The 14239-nt window shown below is 67.0% G+C and carries 13 protein-coding genes; all 13 read left to right on the top strand.

The window, feature by feature from the left end:
- Nucleotides 1–46: 46 nt before the first annotated feature.
- Nucleotides 47–1498, top strand: coding sequence for a polysaccharide biosynthesis tyrosine autokinase (locus DEJ01_RS00575; RefSeq protein ID WP_110864273.1), 1452 nt, complete (start codon nt 47–49; stop codon nt 1496–1498).
- A 14-nt stretch (nt 1499–1512) separates the two neighbouring features.
- On the top strand, nt 1513–2460 hold the full coding sequence (locus tag DEJ01_RS00570) for a hypothetical protein (RefSeq protein ID WP_146247529.1): 948 nt from the start codon (nt 1513–1515) through the stop codon (nt 2458–2460).
- Nucleotides 2444–3940 (top strand): sugar transferase, encoded by a 1497-nt coding sequence (locus tag DEJ01_RS00565; RefSeq protein ID WP_111091920.1) that lies wholly within the window; start codon nt 2444–2446, stop codon nt 3938–3940. Before DEJ01_RS00570 ends, DEJ01_RS00565 begins: the two co-directional genes overlap by 17 nt.
- Entirely contained in the window at nt 3941–4747 is an 807-nt protein-coding gene (locus DEJ01_RS00560) for a WecB/TagA/CpsF family glycosyltransferase (RefSeq protein ID WP_111091919.1), read from the top strand.
- Nucleotides 4740–5834, top strand: a complete 1095-nt coding sequence (locus DEJ01_RS00555) for a glycosyltransferase family 4 protein (protein ID WP_111091918.1) — start codon at nt 4740–4742, stop codon at nt 5832–5834. The genes DEJ01_RS00560 and DEJ01_RS00555 overlap by 8 nt, the downstream gene beginning before the upstream one ends.
- Before the next feature lie 25 nt (nt 5835–5859).
- The gene (locus DEJ01_RS00550; protein ID WP_181433136.1) at nt 5860–6939 is read left to right on the top strand and encodes a glycosyltransferase family 4 protein; all 1080 of its coding nucleotides are present in this window, start codon (nt 5860–5862) and stop codon (nt 6937–6939) included.
- Nucleotides 6932–7798, top strand: a complete 867-nt coding sequence (locus DEJ01_RS00545; protein ID WP_111091917.1) for a glycosyltransferase family 2 protein — start codon at nt 6932–6934, stop codon at nt 7796–7798. The genes DEJ01_RS00550 and DEJ01_RS00545 overlap by 8 nt, the downstream gene beginning before the upstream one ends.
- Nucleotides 7795–9096: a hypothetical protein gene (locus tag DEJ01_RS00540; RefSeq protein ID WP_111029780.1), complete on the top strand. Its 1302-nt coding sequence runs from the start codon at nt 7795–7797 to the stop codon at nt 9094–9096. The genes DEJ01_RS00545 and DEJ01_RS00540 overlap by 4 nt, the downstream gene beginning before the upstream one ends.
- Complete coding sequence (locus tag DEJ01_RS00535) at nt 9093–10160, top strand: glycosyltransferase (protein ID WP_111091916.1); 1068 nt, start codon at nt 9093–9095, stop codon at nt 10158–10160. The genes DEJ01_RS00540 and DEJ01_RS00535 overlap by 4 nt, the downstream gene beginning before the upstream one ends.
- A 59-nt stretch (nt 10161–10219) precedes the next feature.
- Nucleotides 10220–10726 (top strand): DapH/DapD/GlmU-related protein, encoded by a 507-nt coding sequence (locus DEJ01_RS18500; protein ID WP_309147052.1) that lies wholly within the window; start codon nt 10220–10222, stop codon nt 10724–10726.
- The gene (locus DEJ01_RS00525) at nt 10719–11807 is read left to right on the top strand and encodes a hypothetical protein (RefSeq protein ID WP_146247528.1); all 1089 of its coding nucleotides are present in this window, start codon (nt 10719–10721) and stop codon (nt 11805–11807) included. Before DEJ01_RS18500 ends, DEJ01_RS00525 begins: the two co-directional genes overlap by 8 nt.
- Nucleotides 11808–11950: 143 nt before the next feature.
- Entirely contained in the window at nt 11951–12778 is an 828-nt protein-coding gene (locus tag DEJ01_RS00520; protein ID WP_111091914.1) for a hypothetical protein, read from the top strand.
- Nucleotides 12775–14229, top strand: coding sequence for an oligosaccharide flippase family protein (locus DEJ01_RS00515; RefSeq protein ID WP_146247527.1), 1455 nt, complete (start codon nt 12775–12777; stop codon nt 14227–14229). Before DEJ01_RS00520 ends, DEJ01_RS00515 begins: the two co-directional genes overlap by 4 nt.
- Nucleotides 14230–14239: the final 10 nt, after the last annotated feature.

Raw genomic sequence — 14239 nt, 5'->3', positions numbered from 1 at the left:
CTGTGTCGGGACCACGGGGACGGCCATGATCGGGGAAGGCAAAGGCGTGGAACTCCGCGACTACATCACGGTGCTCCGCAAGGGATGGGTGCTGATCGTCGTACTCGCCCTGGTGGGAGTGGCCGCAGCCGCAGGGTTCTCCCTGCTGAAGAAGCCGGTCTACTCGGCATCGGCGCAGGTCTTCGTCTCCACGGAGACGTCCGGCAGCGCCAGTGACCTGGCGCAGGGCAACACGTTCACCCAGCAGCGGGTGCTGACGTACTCGAACCTGGTGTCGACGCCGATCGTGCTGCTGCCGGTCATCTCGTCGCTCAAGCTCGACATGAACGCGGACCAGCTCGCGACGATGGTGTCGGCGACGGCGCCGACGAGCACGACCCTCATCTCCATCTCGGTGGAGGGCACCGACCCGGTGCAGGCCGCCGACATCGCGAACGCGACCTCGCAGAGCCTGACCAACGTCGTGCAGGACATCGAGGCCACCGACGCGAGCGGCAAGAGCACGGTCAAGCTCACCCGCGTGAAGCAGGCCGACGTGCCGAGCGTCCCGGTCAGCCCGAACGTGCCCGTCAACGTGGCGCTCGGGCTGCTCGTCGGGCTCGCCCTGGGCATCGGCATCGCCGTGCTGCGCCAGACCCTGGACAACCGGATCCGCACCGAACTCGACGTCGAGAAGATCAGCGACAAGCCGGTCGTCGGTGGGATCGCCTTCGACGCCAAGGCCGCCGAACGTCCGCTCATCGTGCAGGTGGACCCGCGCAGCCCCCGTGCCGAGTCCTTCCGCACGCTCCGCACCAACCTGCAGTTCCTCGACATCGGCACTGGTGCCCGCACCTTCGTCATGACGTCGTCGATGCAGTCGGAGGGCAAGAGCACCACCGTCGCGAACCTGGCGATCGCCCTGGACAGCGCCGGGTTCCGCGTCATCCTGATCGACGCCGACCTGCGCCGCCCCCGCGTCGCCGAGTACATGGACGTCGAGAGCAACGCCGGCCTGACCGACGTGCTGATCGGCCGCGCCGACCTGGAGGACGTGGCCCACCCCTGGGGCCGCGGCAAGCTCGTCGTCCTGCCCGCCGGTCAGATCCCGCCGAACCCGTCCGAGCTGCTCGGCTCGCGCGCGATGCAGGACCTGATCGACCTGCTCGAGCAGCAGTTCGACTACGTCCTGTTCGACGCACCGCCGCTGCTGCCCGTCACCGACGCGGCGATCCTGGCCAAGAAGGCCTCCGGCGCGATCGTCGCGGTCGCCTCGGGACAGACGCTGAAGGGCCAGCTCGCCGCGGCCGTCGCCACCCTCGAGAACGTCGGGGCCCCGGTCTCCGGCTTCGTCCTGACGAAGATGCCGCTGAAGGGCCCGGGCGCCTACGGACACGGCCGCTACGGCTACGGCTACAGCTACGGCCACGACGAGGACGACAACACCGTGACCACGTCGACGCACCCGCCGAAGCGTTCCGGCAAGAAGCTGGGCGTGCTCCGCCGCGCCGGGCGCTGAACGGGGTCGATCAGATGAAGAATCGCCGGGGAACCCGAAGCCTCGGCCGCGCACTGCCCCGGACCACGTTCATCCTGGTGGCCGTCGTGGTGGTGGCGCTGATCGTCGTCGACATCGTGCTCGTGGCGCTCGCCCTGGGTCGGACGGCGCCCGAGGAGAACGGACCCGCCGGCCCGATCCCCACCTTCTCGGGAACGCCCGACCGGCGCGAGACACCGCGACCGAGTGCGTCTGCCGACGCAGACGCCGCCTCCACCAAGCAGCAGGGTCGCCGCCTGCTGGCAGCGGTCGACGGCCAGGAGGCGTGGCGCGCGTCCGGTGGGTCGTGCGGCGGCCCGCGGCCGGTGCTGGAACACTCCGTGGACGGCGGGGCGACGTGGGTCCCGGTGGGACTCGGGACGGATGTCGGATCGCTCATGGCGATCCGGGCCTCCAGTGCGGAGCTCTCGGTCCTGGTGGGTGTCGGCGACGACTGCACCACAACGGCGCGGACCAGCACCGACGCCGGCGTGACGTGGGAAGCCGGGGCGCCCGGCGCCGCCGGCGCCGGCATCAGCACCGACGGTGTCGTGCTCGCGAGCGGGACGGAGCAGGCGCCGTGCGGCGACCCGATCGACGCGTTCCAGGGTGAGAAGACCGCGGTCGTCATCTGCGACGGCCAGCTCGAGTGGCGCACCGGCGATGCCGCCTGGGTCGACGTGCCGATGGGCGGCGTCCGTTCGATCGGAGTCGACGGTGGTAGCTACACGCTCGCCCGCGTCGGTGCGGCATCGTGCGACGGCGTGCAGATCGAGACCATGTCCGCGTCGGACGTGACGCCCTCGTCGTCCACCACGCCGATCGGCTGTGCCGACGGCGCGGACACCGACAACACCGTCACCATCGACCGTGCCGGCCAGGACGTGTGGCTGTGGGACGGCAAGACCGTGCGGGTCTCGTCGGACGGTGGCGCGACGTGGTGACCGGGTCGTCCTCGTGACGACGGATGCGCTCCGCGCACCGCGCGCCGTCGGCGCCACCGACGAGTGGAGCCGCACGTACTCGCGCCGCGTGCTGTTCACCGACCTGCTGGCGCTGATCTGGGTCGTCTTCGGTGTGCAGATCGCCTGGCTCGGGCTCGAGTCGAACCTGGCGACCAACACCGCAGACCTGCGGCTGAGCTACTTCGCGATCTCCATCGTCGTGATCGTCGTGTGGATGAGCGCACTCGCCCTGTACGACACCCGCGGTGCGCGGGTGATCGGCGTCGGCAGCACCGAGTACCGGCTCGTCGCGGACTCCAGCGTCCGGGTGTTCGGCCTGCTCGCGATCGCGGCGTTCCTGCTGCACGTCGACCTGGCTCGCGGCTACGTGCTCATCGCGTTCCCGATCGGGATCCTCGTCCTCCTGCTGTCGCGGTGGATCTGGCGACAGTGGCTCGTGGCCCAGCGTCAGCAGGGCGCGTACTCGGCGACCGTGCTGCTCGTCGGGTCTCCGGCCAGCGTGCTGCACATCGGCCGCGAACTCGCGCGTTCCCCCGAAGCCGGCTACCGCGTGGTCGGGGCGGTCGTGTCGACGAACCACCGCGGTCTGCTGACGGGTTCGACCATCCGGAGCCACGGCGGCTTCGACGACGTCGGCTCCGCGCTGCGCGAGACCGGCGCCGACACCGTCGTGATCACCAGTTCCGACGACCTGCCGCCGGAGCGCGTCCGCGAACTCAGCTGGTCGCTCGAGCCGGGCCGGCAGCACCTGGTGGTCGCGCCGAGCCTGACCGACATCGGTGGTCCCCGCATCCACACCCGGCCGGTGCAGGGCCTGCCGCTCATCCACGTCGAGACGCCGACCTACTCGGGGCGCAAGCTCTACACGAAGCGTGCCTTCGACCTGGTCGGTGCAGGGTTGCTCGTCGTCGTCCTGTCGCCGCTGCTGCTCGTGCTCGCCGTGCTGGTGAAGACCACCTCGACCGGTCCGGTGTTCTTCCGGCAGGAGCGCGTCGGCCTGAACGGCAGCACCTTCCGGATGATCAAGTTCCGCTCGATGGTCGTCGACGCCGAGGAACGTCTGCAGGAGCTCAGCGCACTCGACCGGGCCGAGGGCAACGACGTCCTGTTCAAGATGCGGAACGACCCACGGGTCACCCGGGTCGGCGGGTTCATGCGCCGCTACAGCCTGGACGAGGTGCCGCAGCTGTTCAACGTGTTGACCGGCAGCATGTCCCTCGTCGGACCCCGACCGCCGCTCGCACGTGAGGTCGCCCGCTACGACACACACGTCCACCGTCGGTTCCTGGTCAAGCCCGGCATGACCGGCCTGTGGCAGGTGAGCGGTCGATCCGACCTGTCGTGGGAGGATTCCGTGCGGCTTGATCTGTACTACGTGGAGAACTGGTCGATCGTGGCCGACCTCCTGATCCTCTGGAAGACCTTCAAGGCAATCGCCAACAGCCGGGGTGCGTACTAGATGGTTGATCACAACGACGTCCGGCCCGACGGCGGGGACGAAGCCACTCCCCGCGACACCCTGCTGGCTCTTCCCACGGTGCGCGCCGCGGGCGTACCACTGGTCGCGATACCCGGCCCGAAGATCCTCGACGAGCTCAGACTCATCGCCGATCACCTGGACGACGCAGGCGTGCCGGTCCATTTCGTCAACGCCTACACCGTCTCGTTGACCGCTGACGAGCGCTACTTGCGCTTGTTCCAGTCGGACGGGCTGAACATCGCCGATGGGACGCCCCTCGCTTGGATTGCCCGTCGGACGAGTGGCCAGGTGGCACATCTGCGTGGTCCAGATGCGTTCCGTGAGCTGCTTTCGTCGAACCCGTCGCACGGCATCCGGCACTTCCTTCTCGGCGGAAGTGATGCTTCGCTGGCCCGTCTCGAAAGCGCGATCGCGCGGGACTACCCCGACGCAGTGGTGGTGGGGTCGTTCAGCCCACCGTTCACTGACTTCGGAACGAGCGATCGAGAACTGATCGACTCGTTGATCCGGGAGTCGGGGGCGAACATGCTGTGGGTCGGTATCGGGACTCCCAAGCAGGACTACGAGGTCCAGCGACTCGCCGAGCGGCACCCCGCAGTCGTGTTGGCGGTTGGAGCCGCCTTCAACTTCGTGTCCGGAGACGTGGTCGAAGCTCCGAGACTGTGGCGCCGGACGGGCTTGGAATGGTTGTACCGGCTCTTCCGTGAGCCACGACGCCTCTGGCGACGGTACTTGCTGGGCAACGTGAAGTTCCTGCTCCTCGCCCTTCGGAGACGACATGGCTGAGGCAAGCGCGGACGTCGTGGTGATCAGCCAGCTTCCTCCACCGGTGCACGGATCGACCATCATGACGCGGACGTTCCTGGAGGTACTTCACCGCTCCGGCCTGCGGGCGGTCCTCGTGGATCGTCGCTTCAGCAAGTCAGTCGACGAGATCGGCGGTACGAGCCTCAAGAAGATCCTCAGCGCTTTCTCGCTTCTGTTGCGACTCGGGAACGCACTCCGACGCAACCGAGGAGCGGCGGTGGTGTTCTTCACCACCAACCGGCCGCCATCGTTCTGGGTGGATGTGATGATGAGCGCAACGCTCCAGGTGCTGCGCCGTCCCTACATCGCGTACGTGCACACGTCGGGGTACCAGGAACTCGCTGACCGAGGCGCTGGACAACGCCGCGGGGTCGCTCTCCTCCTCGGCGGTGCTGCGTCCGTGGTCGTCCTCGGGGAGTCGATGGTCGCTGACGTACGGCGGTTCAACGACTCGATCCGCACGATCCCCAACGCCGTGCCGGAGCGGCAGCGGAAAGCCACACCTGTGGCCGAAGCATCGTCAATCGTCTTTCTGTCGAACCTCATCCCCGGCAAGGGTGCGGAGGACTTCATGCGCATCGCGAACCGATGCCTGGACAGCACGCCGGGATCGCGCGCGGTCGTGATCGGGCGTGCTTCGTCGGACGAGTACCTCGACGGTCTCCGTGCGCTCCTCGACCCGCACGTTCGCCATCGAGTGAACTTCACGGGTGCTCGGTTCGATGAGGACCGCGACGATGTTCTCTCGACAGCAGCCGTGCTCGTCTTCCCCAGCACCTACCGCTACGAGGCACAACCGTTGACCGTGTTGGAAGCGATGCGGTTGGGTGTTCCGGTCGTCGCCTACGACGTCGGAGGCCTCCGCGATGTCATCGAAGACGGCAAGAACGGATTCCTCGTCCGCTTGGGTGACTGGGAGGCGGCGTCCGAACGTTGTCGGGAGATCCTGTCGTCACAGCGTGATCGCGAACGCCTCGCAGCCGGAGCCCTCGCAACCTCGCGTGAGCGCTTCGGACTCGCCCAGTACAGCGCCGCATGGGTCGCGCTCCTCGAGCGAGGTGTGTGACGTGGCGGGCCGACGATTCGCGATCGTGCAGGAGTACGTCCCGGAATACCGTGCGCCACTCTTCGACAGGTTGGCGGCGGCGCTGTCGGCGGAGGGCGATGAGCTCACTGTCTTCGCAGGAGAACCAGCGGGCACTCTCGCACAACGACGAGACGGCATTCGCACCCGCCCGTGGTTGCGGAAGATCCGGCAGCGGGAGCTGAACTTGCTCGGGAAGCGACTGACCATCCGCGCTCTGCCTCGCGACGTCTGGCGAGCAGACCTCATCGTCGTGGAGCAGGCCCGACGGAATCTCGACGTCCCAGTGTTGCTCCTCTGGCCCCGCACCGCGCGGAAGACAGCGCTGTGGGGTCACGGTGCTGACGTCGTGAAGGTGCCGTCCCGCTTCGAACGCCTGTACAGCCGCCTGATCACGCGAAAGGCCGCCTGGTTCTTTGCGTACACGCCTTCCGGTGCCGAGTGGGCAGCCGAGATCGGTAGGGATCCACGGCGTACCACGATCTTGTACAACAGCATCGACGTGGGGCAGCTACAGGAGGACCTTCGATCCGTTCAGACAACGACGTCGGCGCACCAGGTCTGCTTCATCGGCGGGCTCGACGCCAGCAAGAAGATATCCGAGCTGATCGCGATCGGAGAGGCCGCACACCGTGCGGATCCTGCCTTCCGCCTGGCGGTCGGGGGCGACGGACGGCTTCGAGGTGCGGTCCAGTCCGCTGCTGACCGTTTTCCGTGGCTCGACTATCGTGGCCCCGTGTCAGGACGCGCGAAAGCGTCGATGCTCTTCGAAAGCGAGTTGCTCCTGCTTCCAGGTCGAGTCGGCTTGACAGCAATCGACAGCCTCGCAGCAGGCCGGCCGATCGTCACGCTCGCCTCTTCCCTGCACGGACCGGAGTTCGGGTACCTCGAGCCAGGCCGGACCTGCGTCGTGTCTGATGGTGTCGAGGACGCCGCCCGGTCTATCGTGACGCTCCTTCGCGATCGACAGGCACTTGCGACAATGCAAGACAGCTGCCGCCGGGCATCTCAGAAGTACTCCATCGAGAACATGGCGCAGTATTTCCACGGCGGGCTGAAGGAAGCGATCAAGGACGACGATGAGTAAGTTGCACGTGATCGTGGCCAGCCACAACCGCGCTGAGACCACCGGAAGCGCGTTGCGGTCGCTCCACGAGGCGGCTTCCGGTGCGGGTGTCGAGTACGACGTGACGTTGTTCGACGACGGTTCGTCAGACGACACCATCGCGCAAGCCACCGCCGCCGTGGGTCGACTGACGGTGCTGCAAGGTGACGGCTCGGCTTTCTGGGCGCTGTCCATGGCCACTGCAGAGGCAGCGGTGCTGGCACGGGACGACGTCCGGGACGACGACTGGTTGCTCTGGTTCAACGACGATGTCCAGCTCGAGCGCTCGGGGCTCCGGGCACTGTTCGAAGCAGCATCACGCCTCCCGGATGGCATCCTCATCGGGAGTACCGTCGACGCTGTTTCGGGCGAGCTGACCTACGGAGGTCTCCGGCGCGCGGGTGTCCACCCGCTCTCGTTCGCTCTCGTCGAGCCGTCAGGACTCGTCGAGGAAGCGAAGCGAGTCGACGCGTTCAACGGCAACATCGTGCTCCTACCCGTCCATGTCGCTCGGGCGGTCGGATCGATCGACGGAGGATTCAGTCACGCGTACGCGGATGTCGATTACGGGATGCGGGCGACCTCGGCAGGTGTGCCGATCTGGGTGACCGGGGGCACCGTCGGCTACTGCAGCCGGAACCCGACCGTCTCGCACCGATCCCTCATCACCGCCTGGCGGTCCTTCACCAGTCAGAAAGGGGCGGGCAATCCGCGCTCGCTGCGGCGTTACCTGCGCCGGCACAGTGCACGCTCGTGGTGGTTCTTCTACACAGCGTCCTACGCGCTCTGGTGGATCCGGACCCTCCGTCGGACAGCGCGCGGCGAAGGAGCAAGCCGATGACGACCTTGCTCTTCCTCGTCGTGGCGATCATCTTCATGGTCCTCGCGATCGGTCTGGTGCGGATGCAGCCGCGCGTCGTCTACTGGGTCGCGTCCTTGTACGCCGTGACGGCATGGGAGTACCCGAACTTCGGAACGATCGGCACTTTCGGAGGTACGACCATCACCCTTGGCGACGGGCTAGCGGTGAGCCTGATCGTCGCGGGACTCCTGGACGCTCGGGCGGTGGTCCGGCGTTTCCCACCTGTTGCTGTCATCGCTGGTGCGGTGCTCGTCGCACTGCTCGCGATCTCGCTCGTTCAGGGGATCGCGACCTTCGGCCTCGGCGTCGCCGTCAACGAAGCACGTGGCTTCTTGTACGTCCTCGGCATCTTGTTCTGGGCGGTGACGCGTCCCTGGCCGCAATCCGAGGTCGTCTACGCGGAGAAGTTCCTCGTCATCGTGCAGGGCGTCGGACTGTGCGTCGTGGGCCTGTACCACGTCGCGCGGTACGGGTTGGGCGGGACCGCCGACTTCGTTCTCGTCAGCGGAGAACTCAGCCAGACTGGCCGGCCTCTGGTCTCGGGGCAAGCCCTGCTCCTCACGCTCTGTGCGGTTCTTGCTCTCCGGCTCTGGCAGCGCAATGCGCAATCGCGCTGGGTCTGGTTGTTCGGCTTGTTCATGGTGTTCGTGATCGTCAGTCAGCAGCGGACTGTCTGGTTGACGGCCCTTGCAGTCGCACTCGTCCTCCTGGTCCGCGGACCTCGTGCGCTTCGCCAGAAGCTCGTGCTGCTCTTCGGGGTGCTCCTCGTCGGGGGCGTCCTGGTGTCGGCAGCCCAGTCGTCGACGAGCAGCATCGTGGCTGAGTTCGCCGGCTCAGCATCGAACACCGGAACGTACTCCGCGCGACTCACGAGCTGGATCGGGCTCATCGTGCAATCGGTGGGCGAGGGCGTGCTGACCGTCCTGTTCGGAGCACCCTTCGGTCACGGGTTCGGCAGGTTCGAGGGCGTCGGCCGATGGGTGGTCTTCGCTCCCCACAATTGGTACGTCACGGTGTACCTGCGGGAGGGGCTGATCGGGCTCGGCGCGATGTTGGTCATCTTCCTGCCCCGGTTCTTCGCCGGGTTCAGGGCCAAGCGAGATGTCTTCCTGACTGCCGTTCTCGTGTGCTTCCTCGTCTACGGATGGACGTACTCGTGGCAGTGGTGGACCTGTCTGCCCCTCGCCCTGGCGTTCCTCGACCGAGACTTCCCCGAGGCGATCTCCCCGCAGAAGCCCGCGCTCCATGGCTCCCGGCGGCTTGAGGTGCACAGGTGAAGCCCGGGATTCGGGTCCTGCACGTCCTCGGGGAACTCAAACCGAGCGGCATGGAGCGAATGCTCGTCTCCGGAGCACAGGAGTTCGAAGCGGCGGGTGTCGACGGTCATGTCCTCGGCGTGGGCCTCCATCACCCGTTCGAGAGCGCGATCCGGGACGCTGGCTACTCGGTGACCACCACCGACCGCGCGTTGCACACCGCCGCTGGGCGCGAGATGCTGCGACGCCTCCTCGCTGACGTCGAACCGGATGTCGTCCACATCCACACCGAGGGCCGGTACTTGCAGACGGTGCTCGCCTTCCGGAGGCTGAACCGGCGACTGCCCGTCGTGAGGACCATCCACAACGTGTTCGACGCGCGCGGTCGGTGGTTTGTCCGTCGTGCCGCGCAGGCGCTCGTCGCTGACCGGTTGATCAGCGCTCTCATCGCTCCGAGCCCTGACGTGGCGGAGAATGAGACGCGCTTCGGCCGTCGGCCCCAGGTGATCTACAACTGGGTGGAGGACCGGTTCTTCGATCTGGCGAGGCAGCGTGCCGAAGCGGCGGTGGCGCCCTCGGCCCCGATCGTCATCGTCGGGAACTGCTCGAGGATCAAGAACCACGAAGTGGCACTCGAGGCAGCGCTCCTCGGGAACCTCCGCGTTGCCCACGTCGGTTCCGAAGAAGATGCCGGGCCCGTTGAAGGGGAACTCCTCGAACGACTCGAGCGAGCGGGACTCCTCGTCGCTCGCGGGGTAGCGGATCCGGGAGCAGCGCTCGTCGCTGGGCGCGTGTTCGCGATGCCCAGCCGTCACGAGGGCATGCCTGTTGCGCTTGCTGAAGCGTTGGTCGTCGGCCTGCCCGCGATCGTTTCGGACGTTCCGGGGCTCCGGTGGGCCGTGGGGCAGAGTGGTGTCGTCGCACTCGCAGACCGGGAACCGGCGAAGTGGAGCGAACGTCTCCGCGCGGGAGCCGTGGCGAGTAGCGGTCCGACGATCGACTTCCATGCCTCCAGGGGAGTCGCCGAGTACACGGCGGTGTACCGAGCCACCACCACCAGACGACGAAGAAGGGCTGCCCCGTGATCCGAGGAGTGCTGACAGGCATCCGGCGGCGGCGGTGGTTCCGGGCGCTGCCGACGACCGTGGCGTGCGAGCGCGGCCTGCGCTTCGGCGCACGCGTCCGTCTCTGGGCGCCGACGTCGCTGACCATCGGCTCGGATGTCCATCTCGGGTCCGACGTCCGTATCGAAGTCGACGGCAGCATCGGCGACGCGGTCCTCATCGCCAATCGGGCGGCCATCATCGGTCGACGTGATCACGACATGACTGTCGTGGGGGTCCCCATCACCGCGAGTCCTTGGGTGGGTGACACTCCGGCCCTCAGCGCCGTCACGACGATCGGAAGTGACGTCTGGATCGGGTTCGGAGCGATCATCTTGTCCGGCGTCACGGTCGGGGACAGCTCCGTCATCGCGGCTGGCTCAGTCGTCACGCAGGACGTCGAGGCGAACACGGTCGTCGCCGGCAACCCGGCGAAGGTCCTCAGGCCTCGATTCCGCGAAGGAGAACTGAGCGCGCACTGGGACGCCTTGCGAGGACAGGGTGTCCGGCTCGCCGTTGACGAGGCGGCAGGTGCACCCGATGTCTGAATCGTCTCCACGGATCTTCTACGTGCCGAACGAGTTCGGCGGTTTCCGCCAGCTCGGCTTCCGTGATCCGCTGGAAGCGCTGGTCAGGGCCGGTCGCGTCGCTTCACTCGCGACCTTCAGCGTCCTGGACGCGATCCGGAACGGTGGAGATGCCGAGCGTCACCGGGAGGAGCTCGTGCGACGGGTGTCGGATTTCCGCCCGGACATCCTGCTCATGCAGCACCTCGGACACACCGGACTGCGTCGGCAGCACTTCGCGGCCCTGCGCGCAGCCTGCCCTGGTGATTTCATCTACCACGAGGCTGATCCCTACTCGAGGTACCTCCATCCGATCCCTCCCGAAGCTAAGGCGGCAGGCAGGGCCGCGGACGTCGTATTCACCGTGGGGAGCAGCGGGTTCAGCGAGAACTTCCGGAGGGCGGGGAGCGCCGACGTCCGCTGGATCCCCTCGGCCTACGAACCGACGAGGAGCGCCAACTTCGACCGACCGATCCGGAAGGACCGCCCGTACGACGTCGTCATCGTCGCCAATCGGAATCGTCCTCGGCTCCGAGGTCTGCCGGACTGGCGGGAACGCATTCGATTCGTCGAGTTGATGCAGCAGCACTTCGGAGACCGGCTCGCTGTCTTCGGGAGAGGCTGGGACGGAACGACGGCCAAGGGGCCCGTGCCCTTCGAAGCGCAAGACGAGGCCATCACCTCAGGCTGGGTCAGTGCCAACTGGGATCACTTCGCGGGCGAAGCGTCCTACTTCTCGAACAGGCTGCCCATCTCGTTGGCTGCAGGGTCGATCCATGCGACGACCGAACACCCCGGATACGACGAGATCTTCCCCGCGAGCAGCAGCAGATTCCTGTTGCGCGGACGGACGCCGGAGGCCCTCATCGGTTCCATCGAGCAGGTGCTGGCCGAGACCACCACGAACGACCGCCTCGACTCGATCGCCGCGGGTCGTCGCTTCGCTGACGAGAACTTTCGGCAGGACGATCTCATGGTCCAGATGCTGAACTGGCGCACCCGGTGGATCGACCCAGCGGACGCCCGCGCAGTCTGGGGCCGGACGACGGGAGGAGCGCTGTGAGGATCGGACCGATCAGTACGCTTCCCCTGCGTGCTTCGCTTCGGATCGAGCGGGGCAAGAACGCCAAAGAGCTCCGCAGGAAGAGTGATGGACGAACTGCGCCCGGGGACTGGACACCTCCGCGAAACTTGCTGGGACTCCGTGTGCGCATCGATCCGTACCCCGATCTCGGCCATCAGCTGTCGACGTGGATCGCGGGGTACCTCTGGTCCGGCGATCTCGGGGTGCCGTACCTCGGCGGGGAAGTGACGAAGGACACGAAAGGGCTCTTCGACCTGGCGCAGCTGACCGCTGCCGCACCGTCCGGGAACGTGCGCGAGCATCGCCTCGCCGCGACTGGGTTCGAGACCGACGATTGGTCGCTTCACGCTCTCCAAGAATCGACGAGCCGTGCAGCACCTCGTTCGAGCCGTCCGTGGATCGGGCGCCTGGCCTTGGACCAGCGTCGCTGGGACCAAACGACGGCTGCAGAACCGCTCCGACGCGCAGTCCTCGGAGGATACCTCGGCGACCAGCTCCGGAGCCTCGAGTCGAAGGCGGACTACATCGCTGTCCACGCTCGGCGCGGTGACATCGGCCCTCAGTCACATCCCGACCGCTGGATCGGTCTCGACTACTACCAAGGCCTGATCAACGAGATCAGGGGCGTGCCAGCACTCAGCAGCATGCCGATCAGGCTCTTCACGTCGGGAGATGCTGCGGACCTGCGCGACCTGGAGCGCGTCGGAGTGTCGATCAGTGACGGAGGGCAGCGCGATCAGGACTTCATCGAGATCGCGGCAGCTCGGGTGGTCGTAGCGGCACCGAGTTCGTTCGGTTTCCTCGCCGCGCTCGTGTCGCGTGCACCTGTCATCGCCCGGACCCCCTGGTGGCACCATGTGCCCGACTCCGGCCGCTGGCTTGCGTACCAGGCTGACGAAGGCCTCGACATCGCTCGTCTCGGCCGTCTGGTCGCCGGTGCCCCTTCGTGACCTCGAACGGGCGACGCCTCATGGCGGGGGCGTCATGGGTCTACGGGCTGCAACTCCTCACCGTCGTCGTGCAACTCGGCTACGCGGCCCTGACGTCGAGGCTCGCTGCTCCGGGCGTCTTCGGTGCGTACAGCGTTGCGCTCTCCATCGCGGCGCTCGTCAACCTCCTGGGGTCCGGTGGACTGTCGCAGACGGCCGCTCGTGCACCTGATGCGGAACGTTCGTCGACACGGCCCCTCGCGACCTACGCCCTACTCCTCGGAGTGGCGGCTGGCCTCTTCACCTTGGTCACAGCCGATCTCTGGAGCGCATTCTGGGGCGCTCCGCAGGCCGCCGGTGCTGTTCGTCTCCTCGCCGTGAGCGCGCTGGTGATGCCGTTCCTCAGCCTGAGTACGGGCCTTCTGCGCCGCCAAGGCGCTTTTCGTGAGATGGCGATCGCCACCTTCTGTTCCAACGTCGTCGGAATGGTCGCGGGTGCCGGAGCCGTGCTCCTCTTCCGAAGCCCGGAATCACTCGCCGTGTCCGCAATCATCGGACAGTGGGGCACCCTGCTCTGGGCGGCTTCCCGGCTCCGCGGCGCTCTGGTTCCGGGGCGGCTCGCCCTCCGATCGGACAACGTTCGGTTCAGCACCAAGCTCGTCGCAGTATCTGTCTTCCAGTACATCTCCGGCAACGCTCCGCGGTGGAGCGTGAGCCAGTTCGTCGGAGCCGGCGTGCTCGGGGCATGGAACCGGGCAGATGTCCTGTCAACGGTCCCGTTCTCGCAGCTGCAGAACGCGCTGATGCAGGTGATCTACCCGGAATTCCGTCGCTACGAGGTCGGCACGTCGGATGCGAAAGCCGTGTGGCTGGACATGCTGACCCTGGTCGCATGGCTCACCCTGCCAATCGGTGCCGTCATCGCTGGAGTAGGACCGGAAGTCGTCCACCTCGCGCTCGGGCCGGGGTGGGAACTCGCAGGCCAAATCCTGCCGCTGCTCGCGGTGCTGGGAGCCGTGCAACCGTTGATGATCCTCCTCGCCGGCGCCCTCGAGTCCGCGGCGCTGTTCAAAGCGATCTGGCTGTCCGAGGCCGTCGCCTTCGTCATCAGTGCTGTCGGCGTCGCGATGGTCGTGGTCCATCAGCAGTACGTCTTCGCCCTCCTAGCACTCATCGCGGCGATGATCGGTCGGCACGTGGTCCACATCATCCAGGCGCAACGCGTCCGAGCGCTCGGCTTCCGGCAACTCGCGCTCGGGTACGCACAGCCAGCGGGATTCGCCCTGGTTCTCTACGGCTCACTCGTGGTGCTGTTCCACGATTTCGGCGTCGGCCCCGTCCGCGTGGCGGTAGGACTCATCGGCCTTGCTGCCCTCGCTGCATGGGTGGGCGTGACGCGTCGATCCTTCCCGCCACTGGAGATCCTCCACCGCCGGGGGATTCTCGGTCGTCGCGGCGAAGGTGCGCCGTGAGGCTCGGAAC

The organism is Curtobacterium sp. MCLR17_040 (genome assembly GCF_003234735.1).
GTDB lineage: Bacteria > Actinomycetota > Actinomycetes > Actinomycetales > Microbacteriaceae > Curtobacterium > Curtobacterium flaccumfaciens.
The sequence above is the reverse complement of the archived record's forward strand: the minus strand, read 5'-3'. Positions and strand labels throughout refer to the sequence as shown.